Genomic DNA, 12,855 nt, shown 5'->3' with positions numbered 1-12,855 from the left:
GGGCGAGACCCTGCGGAGGTGCCCGCACCATGGCCAGCGATCACCCACAGCGGTACACCGACCGGCACACCGACCCGTACGCCGACGGGTACGCCGACCGCGCCGAGGCGGGCCTGCGGCTGGCCGAGGTGCTCGGCCACCTGCGGGGCGCCGATCCGGTGGTGGTCGGGCTGCCCCGGGGCGGGGTGCCGGTGGCCGCCCGGGTGGCGGCGGCCCTCGGGGCTCCGCTGGACCTGTGCGTGATCCGCAAGCTGGGCTGCCCGGGGCAGCCGGAGCTGGCCATGGGGGCGATCGGCGAGGACGGGGCCCGGGTGCTCAACCCGCAGGTGCTGGCCGTCGCCGGGGTCACCGAGGCGCAGCTGGCCGAGGTCGAGCGGGCCGAACGCGCCGAGCTGGCCCGCCGGGTGGACCGCTACCGCCGGGGCCACCCGGCCGTCCCGGTGGCGGGCCGCACCGTGGTGGTGGTCGACGACGGCCTGGCCACCGGCGCCACCGCCCGGGCGGCCTGCGCGATCCTCCGGGCCCGGGGCGCCGCCCACCTGGTGCTCGCCGTCCCGGTCGCCCCGTCCGACTGGACCCGCACCATGGCCGGCGCGGCGGAGGAGCTGGTCTGCCCGCTCACCCCGCACGGGTTCCGGGCCATCGGGCAGTACTACGCCCGCTTCGACCAGACCACCGACGCCGAGGTGGTCGCCTGCCTGGCCGCCGCGGCGCCCCGGCCCGAGCTGACCGAGACCTTCGCGGTGGAGACCGCGACCACGCCGCTCACCGCCGAACTCACCTCGCCCGCCCATCCCCTCGGGGTGGTGGTGTTCGCGCACGGCAGCGGCAGCAGCCGCCTCAGCCCGCGCAACCGCTCCGTGGCGGCGGCGCTGCGGCGGGCCGGGCTGGCGACCGTGCTGACCGATCTGCTCACCCCCGCCGAGGCGGAGGACCGGGAGCTGGTCTTCGACCTCTCGCTGCTCGCCGAGCGGCTGATCGCGGTGACCGAGCGGTGCTGCCCGCCGGGCCTGCCGCTCGGCTGGTTCGGGGCGAGCACGGGTGCGGCGGCGGCGCTGCGGGCGGCGGCCGAGCCGACGGCCCGGGTGGCGGCGATCGTGTCGCGCGGCGGGCGGCCGGACCTGGCGGGGCCCTGGCTGGGGCGGGCCCGGGCGCCGACGCTGCTGATCGTCGGCGGGGCGGACCACGCGGTGCTCGACCTCAACCGGACGGCCGCCGCCGCACTGACCTGCGAGCACGCGCTGGCCGTGGTGCCGGGGGCGACCCACCTCTTCGCCGAGCCCGGGGCGCTGCCGGCGGTGGCCTCGCTGGCCGCCGAATGGTTCGGCCGGCACTTCAAACCCGGGCCGGACAGTTCGCACACGCCGCCCGGAAACGCTGGACAATCTGACCAGTGCTAGCAGGGGCTTCCTGCTCACCTTGTACACACTGTGCAGTGCAAAGGCCAGCTGTTGCCCAACCCGTCCGACTGGAGCAAGCTCAGCGCTCGAACGCGGCACCCCACACCCACCCGCCGCGCCGCCTCAACGTGGAGGAGCCACCGATGACCGCCAACGCCGTCGAACTGACCCCCGAGGAGCTCGAAGCCGGCCTCGACGCGGAGCAGCTGCGCCGCCTGGTGGGCCTGGTCGAGCACGACGCCGCCGGTGACCCGTTCCCCGTGATCGCCCAGGACGCGATCGTCTTCGTGGTCGGCAACGCGACCCAGACCTCGCACTTCTACCAGTCCGTGTTCGGCATGGAGCTGGTCGCCTACTCGGGCCCCGAGACCGGCCGCCGCGACCGCAAGTCCTTCGTGCTGCGCTCGGGCTCCTGCCGCTTCGTGATCAAGGGCGGGGTCACCAACGACAGCCCGATCCTGGACCACCACCGCCGCCACGGCGACGGCGTGGTCGACCTGGCCCTCGAGGTGCCGGACGTGGACAAGTGCATCGAGCACGCCCGCGCCCAGGGCGCCCGCATCCTGGAGGAGCCCAACGACGTCTCGGACGAGCACGGCACCGTCCGCCGCGCCGCGATCGGCACCTACGGCGAGACCCGCCACACCCTGATCGACCGCTCCCGCTACCACGGCCCGTATCTGCCGGGTTACGTGGTGGCCGAGACCAAGGTGCAGCGCCCCGAGGGCGCCCCGAAGCGCCTCTTCCAGGCGCTGGACCACGCGGTGGGCAACGTCGAGCTCGGCAAGATGGACGAGTGGGTCTCGTTCTACAACCGCGTCATGGGCTTCGTGAACATGGCCGAGTTCGTCGGCGACGACATCGCCACCGAGTACTCCGCGCTGATGAGCAAGGTGGTCGCCAGCGGCAACCACCGGGTGAAGTTCCCGCTCAACGAGCCGGCCATCGCCAAGAAGAAGTCGCAGATCGACGAGTACCTGGAGTTCTACGGCGGCCCCGGCTGCCAGCACCTGGCGCTCGCCACCAACGACATCCTCACCACCGTGGACGTGCTGCGCGCCCGCGGCGTGGAGTTCCTCAACACCCCGGACTCCTACTACGACGACCCGGAGCTGCGCAAGCGCATCGGCGAGGTGCGGGTGCCGGTCGAGGAGCTGAAGAAGCGCGCGATCCTGGTCGACCGGGACGAGGACGGCTACCTGCTCCAGATCTTCACCAAGCCCCAGGGCGACCGGCCGACGGTGTTCTTCGAGTTCATCGAGCGGCATGGTTCACTCGGCTTCGGCAAGGGCAACTTCAAGGCGCTGTTCGAGTCCCTGGAGCGCGAGCAGGACCGTCGCGGCAACCTCTGATCGTAGACTGCCCGCCACACCGAGGAGAGGGTGACCATGGCGTACTACCGGCAGCTTGGCAGCATCCCGCCCAAGCGCCACACCCAGCACCGCACCCCCGAAGGCGGGCTGTACTACGAGGAGTTGATGGGCGAGGAGGGGTTCTCCTCGGACTCCTCCCTGCTCTACCACCGCGGCATCCCGTCCTCGGTGGTGAACGCGGTGGTCTGGGAGCTGCCCGAGCAGGCGACCACGCCCAACCTGCCGCTGCTGCCGCGCCACCTCAAGCTGCACGAGCTCTTCCCCGGCCAGGAGTGGAAGTCGGCCGACGCCGTCACCAGCCGCCGGCTGCTGCTCGGCAACGGTGACGTACGGATCAGCTACGTGGCCGCCGGTGCCCCGAGCGAGCTCTACCGCAACGGGCTCGGTGACGAGTGCGTGTACATCGAGTCCGGCACGGCCGTCCTGGAGACCGTCTTCGGCTCCCTGACGGTCGGCCAGGGCGACTACGTGATCATCCCCCGGGCCACCACGCACCGCTGGGTGCCCACCGGCGAGGAGCCGCTGCGGGCGTACTGCATCGAGGGCAACAGCCACATCACCCCGGCCCGCCGCTACCTCTCCAAGTACGGCCAGCTCCTGGAGCACGCGCCGTTCTGCGAGCGCGACCTGCGCGGGCCCGAGGGCCCGCTGCTGGTCGAGGGCGAGGACGTGGACGTGCTGGTCAAGCACCGGGGATCCGGCCCCGGCGGCGTGGTCGGCACCCGGTACACCGTGCCGCACCACCCGTTCGACGTGGTCGGCTGGGACGGCTGCCTCTACCCGTACGCCTTCAATGTCAGCGACTACGAGCCGATCACCGGCCGGATCCACCAGCCGCCGCCGGCCCACCAGGTCTTCGAGGGCCACAACTTCGTGATCTGCAACTTCGTGCCGCGCAAGGTGGACTACCACCCGCTCTCCATCCCCGTGCCGTACTACCACGCGAACGTGGACAGCGACGAGGTGATGTTCTACTGCGGCGGCAACTACGAGGCGCGCAAGGGCTCGGGCATCAAGCAGGGCTCGATCTCGCTGCACCCGGGCGGCCACACCCACGGCCCGCAGCCGGGCGCCTACGAGCGCTCGATCGGCGCGGAGTACTTCGACGAGCTGGCCGTCATGGTGGACACCTTCCGCCCGCTGGAGCTCGGCGAGGGCGCCACCGCCAGCGAGGACCCGAAGTACGCCTGGACCTGGTCCGGTCGGGGGCCGCAGCAGTGAACCCGTTGCCCACCCCGGGCCCGTTCGACGGGCTCTTCGACGACGCGGCGGTCTTCCCCCCGGGAGACCTGCCGCTGCCCCAGGCCGTGCCGGCCCACCTGGCCCACCAGGACGCCTGGTACGCCGAGTTGGTCGGCCCCTTCCTCTGCGGGGCCAACCGCCTCGCCGACCTGGCCGCGCTGGCCGAGCCCGGCATGCCGGTGGCCCTGGTGCTGCCGGGCGGGCCCGAGCAGCTCGCCCCGGCGCTGGCGGCCACCGCCGGGCTGACCGTGGTGGGCGTGGAGCTCGCCGCCGGGGCCCGGGCCGCGCTGGCCGCCTTCGCACAGCTGCCGGACGGCGTCGCCGGCGCGGTCGAACTCCCGCGCGGGCCCGGCCTGTTCGAGGAGCTGGACGTGCTGGCCGGTACGCCCTACCGGGCCAAGTACCGCACCGGCGGGCTGGCCGCCGAAGCCTTCCCGACCGAGGCCGAGCTGGCCGCCTTCATCCGGGCCTGCGCCGAGCGCGACCTGCCGTTCAAGTGCACGGCCGGCCTGCACAACGCCGTCCGGCACACCGACCACGCCACCGGCTTCGAGCACCACGGCTTCCTCAACGTGCTGCTGGCCGCCGCCGACCCGGCCCGGGCCGAGGAGGTGCTGGCCGAGCGCTCCGGCAAGCTGCTGGCCTCGGCCGTCCTCGACCTGACGCCCGGTCAGATCGAGCAGGCCCGTTCCGCGTTCACCGCCTTCGGCACCTGTAGCATCGCCGAACCGCTCGACGACCTGGCCGCCCTCGGCCTGCTTCCGCACCAGGAGACCCCGTGACCGCCAGCTGGATCGCCTCCGCGCAGGACTCGCCCTACGGCCTGCACAACCTGCCGTACGGCGTCTTCACCGCGCCCGACCAGCCGGGCCGGCGCCGGATCGGCGTCGCCGTCGGCGACTCCGTGCTGGACGCGGGCGCCGCCGCCCGCGCCGTCGGCGAGCCCTCGGTGCTGCTCGACGCCGACACCCTCAACCCGCTGCTGGCCGCCGGGCGTCCGGTCTGGCAGTCGGTACGGGCCTCGCTCACCGCCTGGCTGAGCGACGAGTCCTTCCGCGAGGCCGTCGGCCCCTGCCTGGTGCCCCGCGCCGAGGTGGAGATGCACCTGCCGTTCGAGGTCGCCGACTACGTCGACTTCTACGCCTCCGAGCACCACGCGAGCAACCTGGGCCGGATCTTCCGCCCCGGCACCGAGCCGCTGACCCCCAACTGGAAGCACCTGCCGATCGGTTACCACGGCCGGGCCGGCACCGTGGTGGTCTCCGGCACCCCGGTGGTGCGCCCGCACGGCCAGCGCAAGGCCCCGACCGACGCCACCCCCTCCTTCGGCCCGTCCCGCCGCCTGGACATCGAGGCCGAGGTCGGCTTCGTGGTCGGCGCCGGCACCCGGCTCGGCAGCTCGGTGCCGCTGGAGGCCTTCCGGGAGCACGTGTTCGGCGTGCTGCTGCTCAACGACTGGTCGGCCCGCGACATCCAGGCCTGGGAGTACGTGCCGCTCGGCCCCTTCCTCGGCAAGTCCTTCGCCACCTCCGTCTCCCCCTGGGTCGTGCCGCTGGAGGCCCTGGAATCGGCCCGGGTCACCCCGCCGGCCCGCGACGTGGAGCCGCTGCCCTACCTGGACGACCGCGAGGGCGAGCCCTGGGGCCTGGACATCTCGATGGAGGTCCGCCTCAACGGGCACCTCATCTCCCGCCCCCCGTTCGCCGGCATGTACTGGACCGCCGCCCAGCAGCTCGCCCACATGACCGTCAACGGCGCCTCGCTGCGCCCGGGCGACCTGTTCGCCTCCGGCACGGTCAGCGGCCCCGAGGTGGAGACCCGCGGCGCCCTGATCGAGCTCACCTGGAACGGCGAGAACCCGGTCAAGCTCCCCGACGGCACCACCCGCACCTTCCTGGAGAACGAGGACGAGGTCACCATCTCCGCCACCGCCCCGGGCCCGAACGGCACCGTGATCGGCTTCGGCGAGGTGACGGGCCGCATCGTCCCGTAGCCGGTGCGAGCCGGCCGGTCAGCGGAGGCTGACCGGCCGGCTTCGGTGTTTCCGGTCAGCAGGTGCCGGCCGCCTTCGTCCTGGTCACCAGGTCGGTGCGGCCGGCGGTGGAGTCGAGCCAGAGGAGCTTGCTGCCCTGGGCGGCGGCGGGCGCCTCCTGACTGCCCCGGTTGCAGGAGACCCGTACGGGGGCGCCACCGGTGATCGGCAGCTGCCAGAGCTTGGGCAGGGCGGCGTTGGACCAGCCCGCGGTGGGCTTGGTGGTGGAGCCGACCACCAGGGTGACCGCCCGGTCGGAGGCCACCAGGCTGTTGAGCTGGGTGGCCAGCGGGGAGTCCGCCGCCAGCAGGCTGGTCGTGCCCGAGCCGTCCACCGCACCCGAGCGGACCGAGGCGCGGTGCTCGCCGTCGAGCTGCCGCTCCGTCCAGAGCAGTCGCCCGCCGGCGAGCAGGGTGCTCTCCGCCATCACCTTGCCGCTGCCGTCCGCGTTGCCCAGCACGTACCGGGCGGTCACCTTGCCGGTGGCCACGGAGTAGACCGTCGGCGCGTAGACCTGCCCGGCGCCGGCCGCCCAGGACTCGACCCAGCCGAGCAGTCCGTTCTTGAAAGTCAGCCCTTCCGGCCGGTGGCCGTCGGGGAGCGGGAGCTCCACTGCCGGTCCGCCGGCACGGGAGAGCTGCACCCGCTTGTGGCCGGTGGCGAAGTCCGTCACCGTGAAGGCCACGTCGCCGCCGGACACCTGGATCCCGCCGGGCTCCTGGTTCGCCGAGCTGAACAGCGTGCGGACCGGGCCGCCGGCCGTCGGGGCGGCCAGCACCGACATCCCCCACTTGCCCTGGGCGTCCGTCCCCACGGCCAGCCAGGCGGCGGTGGTGCCGTCGGTGGCCGGGGAGTTGTGCGTCCGACCGTCGTCCGGGCTCAGCTTCAGCGGGGTGCCGGCGGCGGCGGTGGAACCGGTGTAGACGGCCGAATTGCCCTTGCCGCCCGCCACGTTGGCCATCACCCAGCGGCCGTCGGCCACGGCCGGAGCGACCGAGGCGGAGACGTCGCCCAGTAGCAGCCGGCTGTCCACCCCGATCCTCTTCTGCCAGCCGGCCTTGATCCCGTGCGCGTCGAAGGCGGCTGCCACCGACTTGAGTTGGGCCCGGGTGAGCCCGAGTTCCTGGCCGGCCGCGAGCACGGCGGCCCGCGCGGCCACGAAGTCGTCCAGCGGGGTGAGGTAGCCGGAGAGCGCCCGGTAGACCACCCGGTCGGCGGTGAGCGGGTCCAGGGTGCGGCGGATGTCCCAGAGCGCGCCGCTGACGATGGTGGAGTTGAGGTGCGCCCCGCCGCTGTCCACGTCGGCCCCCACCCCCAGGTAGTCCTCCGCCATGGTGCGGTGGTCGTCCATCCGGCGGGTCGCGCAGGTCTCCGGGGTGCCGGTGCGGCAGAGGCTCTCGCCGAGCAGCGCGGCCTGCGGGTCGGTCATCGACACGCCCCGGGCGGTGACCTCGATGGCGTTGCCGAAGTAGTCGGCCAGCGCCTCGTTCAGCGCGCCGGGCTGCCCGTAGTCGACGAAGTCGGCGGTGTGCTGGATGACTCCGTGGGTCATCTCGTGCCCGGCCACGTCGAGCGCGACGGAGAACGGGAAGTGGGCGGCGTCTCCGTTGCCGTAGACCATCTTCTGCCCGTCCCAGAAGGCGTTGAGGTACGGGTCGCCGCCGTCGGAGACGTTGACCACCGAGGTGATCGCGCCGCCCTTGCCGTCCAGCCCGTCCCGGCCCAGCCGGTCGTGGTAGAAGTCGTACACGAGACCGGCGTTGAGCTGGGCATCGGTGGCGCCGCTGGTGCCGGCCGAGGCCGGGAAGGCGCGGCTCGGGGAGCTTACCGGCTTGCTGCCCGCCGGGATGCCCACGGACTGGTCGGCGCCGGCCGCGTCGTAGGTGGTGATCGGCGAGGAGTGGGTCAGGTCGGTGAACTCGTAGTTCCCGTCGGGGAGTCGGCCGACCTTCACCGACACGGTCTTCCCGTGCGCGTCGGGCGCGGTGGCGGTGTCGGGCACCGCGCCGCCCCCGGCGGGTGCGGAAGCGGCTCGCGCGGCGGCGGGGGTCGGGACGCGGGCCACCGTGTCGTAGGCCAGGGCGACGGCGCCGGTGGCGGCATCCAGGTAGACCTCGCGGGCCTGCCGGTGGCCGGTGGCCTGGTCGGTGCCGGTCACCGTGAAGTGCCGCGCCAGTCGACCGGCGCCGGCGGGCAGCACCACCTGGCCCCGGTCCTCGGCGGCGGCTCCGGCCCGCGCCCCCTTCAGCGCCCCGAGGGCCAGTGCGCGCAGCACCTCGGCCGGGGCAGTGGCGGTGGTCGGCGCGGCGAGGTCGGTGAAGTACTTGCCGCCGACCGAGACGACCCGCTGTCCGGCCCCCTCCCCGGTCAGGTGCACCAGGTACTGCGCGCCGAGCACGGGTATGCCGCCGTGGGTCTGCTGGAACCTGACGGTGTGTCCACCACCGGACGTGGACTGGGTGTCGAGCACGGTCAGCTGCCGGACGTCGATCCGGTAGCGGTCTTGATGGGCCGCCAGGTACGCGCGGCTCGCCGCGACGGGGTCGCCGGCGGCCGGGTCGGCCAGGCCGGTGACCAGCTGCGGGGCGGAGGTGCCGTCCCCAGCCACCAGGGCGGGGACGGGGTCGGATTCAGCGGCCTGGGCCACCGAGACCAGCGGGCCGACCAGGGCCAGAGTGAGGACGGTGGCCAGGCCGAGGCGGAGCGCTTTGGGCGTGCGGGCATGACGAGGCACTGCGGAACCTCCCGTGAACGACGGCTCGATGCATACGGAGTATGGCATACCCGGTATGCATGAAGGCAGAGCTTCAGGAGAACCGCAGCTCGGGGGTCGGCTCCGAGCGGTACAGCGGGGCATAGGAGATCAGCAGCAGCACCGCGCCGAGCGGGATCAGGTCCTTGTCCGCGAAGGGCAGCAGGTTGTCGACCAGCACCAGCACCGGTGCCCAGGGCCGGAGCACCCGGCGGCGGGCCAACTGGCCCACCAGGATGGTCTGGCCGACGAAGAACAGCAGGGGCAGGACGGTGTAGCACACCGGCATCACCCCGGGCACGGCCTGGATCTGGTCGTACCGCAGGGCCATCGCGGCCCGGTCCGGCGAGATCCACCCGACCACGAGGTCGATCGCGAACTGCCCGGCCACCGCCGTCGCCCCCACCGTCGCCAGCCAGTACCCCACCGTCGCCAGTCGGCCCGCCCCCGCCCGGGCCCGCATCACCGCGAAGGCCCGGACGAAGCACCCCAGCGCGAGCAGGAAGCAGAGGTGACCGGCCGTCCAGCTGAAGCCCGGCTGCCGCTCACCGCCCATCCCGTTGACGAGCCGGAACACCCCGTAGGCGCCGGTGAGCAGTGGAGCGGCGATGAAGGCTGCACGCGAAGTGGTCATGTGCATCACGCTATTGAGACCCGCCCCCGACCGGCATCGGGTGACGACCCGGAAGCGTCCCCGAGGTGGCCACCCTGAGAAATCCCCGAGAGTTTCGCCGCATTGGTACGTACCAATGGTCATTATGGGCGGCTTGCCCGATTCGGTGTTGCGCGGGGTGCAACGAAGTCCGCAACTGGATAACTGGTGTAGACCTGTGTTCGCGCTGGGTGCACTCTGGGTGCCGTCCCCGGGAGAGCGGCGCTCGACCCGGCCCAACTGCCGAAATATCGCGCACCTTTGACGCCGAAGGCGGGTATCCCCCATGAACAAGAAGCTCCTCAACCTCTCCGCGCTCTGCGCCGTGGGTGTGCTCGCCCTGTCGGCCTGTAGCAGCAGCGCGAGCAGCGACTCCAAGGACTCGGCCGGCGGCAAGAACAGCGGCCCGGTCACCATCAAGTTCGTCGCCGCCGACTACGGCGACTCCGCCGCCAACTCCTCGACGGGGTACTGGGGCGACGTGGTCAAGGGCTTCCAGGCCGCCAACCCGGACATCAAGGTCGATCTGCAGGTCGTCAACTGGAACGACATCGACAAGCAGGTCAAGACGATGATCCAGAGCGGCAACGTGCCGGACGTGCTGCAGACCGGCGGCTACGCCGACAAGGTCACCGACAAGCTGCTCTACCCGGCCTCGGACGTGCTCTCCCCCGCCACCCAGTCCAACCTGATCGACACCTTCGCCAAGGCCGGCCAGGTCGGCGGCACCCAGTACGGCATCCCGTTCGTCTCCTCGGCCCGCGCCTTCTTCTACAACAAGGCGCTCTTCGCCCAGGCCGGCATCACCGCCGCCCCCCAGACCTGGGACGACATCAAGGCCGACGCCGCCGCCATCAAGGCCAAGGTGCCGGGCGTGACCCCGTACGCGCTGCCGCTCGGCCCCGAGGAGGCCCAGGGCGAGAGCATGATCTGGGAGCTCGGCAACGGCGGTGGCTACCAGGACGCCTCGGGCAAGTACACCCTCAACTCCCAGGCGAACATCGACACCTTCAGCTGGCTGAAGACCAACCTGGTGGACCCCGGCCTCACCTACGCCAACCCGGCCACCACCGACCGCAAGACCGCCTTCGCGGACTTCGGCGCCGGCAAGGTCGGCATGCTCAACGGCCACCCCTCGCTGATCCAGAAGGCCAAGGACGGCAAGGTCGACTACGCCGCCGTGCCGATCCCGGGCAAGACCGGCCCGCTCAAGTCCACCCTCGGCGTGGCCGACTGGATGATGGCCTTCAACAAGAACGGCCACAAGGACCAGATCAAGAAGTTCCTCGACTACGCGTACAAGACCGAGAACACGCTCAAGTTCGACGAGCTCTACAACCTCATGCCGGTCACCAAGGACACCCTGACCACCATGAGCGCCGACCCCAAGCACGCCGACCTGAAGCCCTTCTTCAGCCTGCTGCCGAGCGCCACCTTCTACCCGCTGGGCGACACCAGCTGGGACGCCGTCTCCGCCGAGATCAAGAAGAGCGGCGGCACCGCCGTCGCCGGCGACCCGGCCAAGGTGCTCGGTGACCTGCAGAAGAAGGCCGAAGCCGCCGCGGCCGACAAGTAGCCCGTCCCGTGCGGGAGGTGATCTCCTCTCACCTCCCGCACTTCTCGTACTCCCAAGGAAGGCACGACCTTGTCGCTCAAATCCGGCGCACCAGGGGCAGGGCGCTCCGGCCTCGCCCGGCTCGGCCCGCTCCCCTGGATCGCCCCAGCAGTGCTCCTGATCCTCTTCGTGGTGGTCTGGCCCGTCTACGAGATGGTGCACACCTCGTTCCTGCGGATCAGCACCAGCGGGTTCGTCCGCGGCTCGGCCGGGTTCGACAAGTACACCAAGCTATTCGGCGAATCCGACTTCTACCAGGTGCTCGGCTGGACGGTGATCTGGACGGCCGCGGTCGTGCTGCTCACCATGGTGGTCTCGCTCGCCCTGGCCCAGCTCTTCAACCAGAACTTCCCGGGCCGCCGGCTCACCCGCTGGGCGCTGATCGCCCCCTGGGCGGCCTCGGTGCTGATGACCTCCATCGGCTTCAAGTGGATGCTCGACCGCACGGCGGGCGTGCTCAACACCGTGATGGTGGACCTCGGCCTGATCGACGCCCCGCAGGACTGGCTGGGTGACCCGTCCTCCGCCAAGCCCTGGATGATCTTCATCGCGGTCTTCGTCTCGCTGCCCTTCACCACCTACACCCTGCTGGCCGGCCTGCAGACCGTGCCCGCCGAGGTCTACGAGGCCGCCAAGGTCGACGGCACCTCCACCTGGCAGACCTACCGGCTGATCACCCTCCCGCTGCTGCGGCCCGCCCTGCTGGTCGGCCTGGTGATCAACCTGATCAACGTCTTCAACTCCTTCCCCGTCATCTGGGGCACCACCCAGGGCGGCCCGGACAGCGCCACGGCCACCACCACGGTCTTCGCCTTCCAGCTGATGAACACCGACATCGGTGAATCCGCCGCGATGTCGGTGGTCAACTTCGGACTGATCGTGGTCATGGTGCTGGCCTTCCTCAAGGTCAGCCGCTGGAACGAGGAGAGCTGATGGCCACGCAAGCCTACGTACTCAAGCCCCGGTTGCGCCCGCGCACGCTGGTCACCGCCGCGGTGGCCTGGCTGCTGGCCGCGCTCTTCCTGCTGCCCTACCTGGAGATGATCGTCACCGCGCTGCGGCCGGCCGACGAGCTGCGCGACGCGACGTACCTGCCCAAGCACTTCGCCTGGTCCAACTTCGTCAACGTCTGGTCCGACTCCACCCTCGGCACCAACCTGCGCGTCACCCTGCTGGTGGCCGGCGGCTCCACGCTGCTCGTCCTGCTGGTCGCGCTGCCCGCCGCCTACTACACCGCGCGGATGAAGTACCGGGGCCGGCAGCTCTTCCTGCTGCTCGTGCTGGTCACCCAGATGTTCCAGCCCACCTCGCTGCTGGTCGGCCTCTACCGCGAGTTCTACCAGTTCCACATGCTCAACTCGGTCTGGACGCTGATCATCTGCAACGCCGCCTTCAACCTGGCGTTCGCGATCTGGATCCTCACCGCCTACATCTCCTCCATTCCCGGCGAGTTGGAGGAGGCCGCCCAGATCGACGGCCTCGGCCGACTCGGCGCACTGCGGCGGGTGACCATCCCGCTGGCCATGCCGGGCATCGTCACCGCCGTCATCTTCACCTTCATCTCGGCCTGGAACGAGTTCGTGATGGGCCTGCGGCTCACCACCATCCCCAGCAGCCAGCCCCTGACGGTCGGCATCAACAACTTCATCGGCAACTACACCGTCCAGTGGAACTACCTGTTCGCCGGCTCCGTGGTCGCCATCGTCCCGGTGGTCATCCTCTTCGCCTTCATCGAACGCCAGGTCGTCTCCGGCCTGACCGCCGGCTCGGTCAAGTAGCCGCCCGCTTC

10 protein-coding genes are annotated in these 12,855 nt (G+C 71.5%); 8 read left to right on the top strand and 2 right to left on the bottom strand.

The genetic code is table 11. The features are described from left to right. Positions 1-29 precede the first annotated feature (29 nt). From CFP65_RS30740 to fahA, 5 genes are all read left to right on the top strand, one after another. Complete coding sequence (locus CFP65_RS30740) at positions 30-1,400, top strand: phosphoribosyltransferase family protein (RefSeq protein ID WP_104819243.1); 1,371 nt, start codon at positions 30-32, stop codon at positions 1,398-1,400. A gap of 215 nt (positions 1,401-1,615) precedes the next feature. Continuing rightward, on the top strand, positions 1,616-2,752 hold the full coding sequence (hppD, locus tag CFP65_RS30735) for a 4-hydroxyphenylpyruvate dioxygenase (protein WP_371682556.1): 1,137 nt from the start codon (positions 1,616-1,618) through the stop codon (positions 2,750-2,752). A 36-nt stretch (positions 2,753-2,788) separates the two neighbouring features. Next, complete coding sequence (locus CFP65_RS30730; RefSeq protein ID WP_104819241.1) at positions 2,789-3,994, top strand: homogentisate 1,2-dioxygenase; 1,206 nt, start codon at positions 2,789-2,791, stop codon at positions 3,992-3,994. Continuing rightward, positions 3,991-4,797, top strand: coding sequence for a hypothetical protein (locus CFP65_RS30725; protein WP_254552651.1), 807 nt, complete (start codon positions 3,991-3,993; stop codon positions 4,795-4,797). The genes CFP65_RS30730 and CFP65_RS30725 overlap by 4 nt, the downstream gene beginning before the upstream one ends. Next, positions 4,794-6,008: a fumarylacetoacetase gene (gene fahA, locus CFP65_RS30720; protein WP_104819240.1), complete on the top strand. Its 1,215-nt coding sequence runs from the start codon at positions 4,794-4,796 to the stop codon at positions 6,006-6,008. Before CFP65_RS30725 ends, fahA begins: the two co-directional genes overlap by 4 nt. A 55-nt stretch (positions 6,009-6,063) precedes the next feature. On the opposite strand, the gene CFP65_RS30715 is transcribed toward fahA, so the two are convergent. Both CFP65_RS30715 and CFP65_RS30710 read right to left on the bottom strand, forming a co-directional pair. After that, positions 6,064-8,781 (bottom strand): M4 family metallopeptidase, encoded by a 2,718-nt coding sequence (locus tag CFP65_RS30715; RefSeq protein ID WP_158702443.1) that lies wholly within the window; start codon positions 8,779-8,781, stop codon positions 6,064-6,066. A gap of 73 nt (positions 8,782-8,854) precedes the next feature. Beyond that, a complete protein-coding gene (locus CFP65_RS30710) occupies positions 8,855-9,433 on the bottom strand; it encodes a hypothetical protein (RefSeq protein WP_104819238.1) in 579 nt (192 codons plus the stop codon). Positions 9,434-9,737: 304 nt separating this feature from the next. On the opposite strand from CFP65_RS30710, the gene CFP65_RS30705 reads away from it, so the two are divergent. From CFP65_RS30705 to CFP65_RS30695, 3 genes are all read left to right on the top strand, one after another. Then, positions 9,738-11,027 carry an extracellular solute-binding protein gene (locus CFP65_RS30705; RefSeq protein WP_104819237.1) on the top strand — a complete coding sequence of 430 codons (1,290 nt, stop codon included), beginning with the start codon at positions 9,738-9,740 and terminating at the stop codon, positions 11,025-11,027. Positions 11,028-11,096: 69 nt separating this feature from the next. Then, the gene (locus CFP65_RS30700; RefSeq protein WP_104819236.1) at positions 11,097-11,999 is read left to right on the top strand and encodes a carbohydrate ABC transporter permease; all 903 of its coding nucleotides are present in this window, start codon (positions 11,097-11,099) and stop codon (positions 11,997-11,999) included. Then, positions 11,999-12,844, top strand: coding sequence for a carbohydrate ABC transporter permease (locus CFP65_RS30695; protein WP_104819235.1), 846 nt, complete (start codon positions 11,999-12,001; stop codon positions 12,842-12,844). The genes CFP65_RS30700 and CFP65_RS30695 overlap by 1 nt, the downstream gene beginning before the upstream one ends. Positions 12,845-12,855: the final 11 nt, after the last annotated feature.

Origin of the sequence: Kitasatospora sp. MMS16-BH015 (genome assembly GCF_002943525.1) — a bacterium.
Taxonomy (GTDB): Bacteria; Actinomycetota; Actinomycetes; order Streptomycetales; family Streptomycetaceae; genus Kitasatospora.
This window is presented reverse-complemented; position numbering and strand designations above follow the sequence as displayed.

What these genes read in the sequence shown, in the direction of transcription:
- CFP65_RS30710 (WP_104819238.1), bottom strand. Translation starts at nt 9,433, where the DNA reads ATGACCACTTCGCGTGCAGCCTTCATCGCCGCTCCACTGCTCACCGGC.
- CFP65_RS30705 (WP_104819237.1), top strand. Translation starts at nt 9,738, where the DNA reads ATGAACAAGAAGCTCCTCAACCTCTCCGCGCTCTGCGCCGTGGGTGTG.
- CFP65_RS30695 (WP_104819235.1), top strand. Translation starts at nt 11,999, where the DNA reads ATGGCCACGCAAGCCTACGTACTCAAGCCCCGGTTGCGCCCGCGCACG.
- CFP65_RS30730 (WP_104819241.1), top strand. Translation starts at nt 2,789, where the DNA reads ATGGCGTACTACCGGCAGCTTGGCAGCATCCCGCCCAAGCGCCACACC.
- CFP65_RS30740 (WP_104819243.1), top strand. Translation starts at nt 30, where the DNA reads ATGGCCAGCGATCACCCACAGCGGTACACCGACCGGCACACCGACCCG.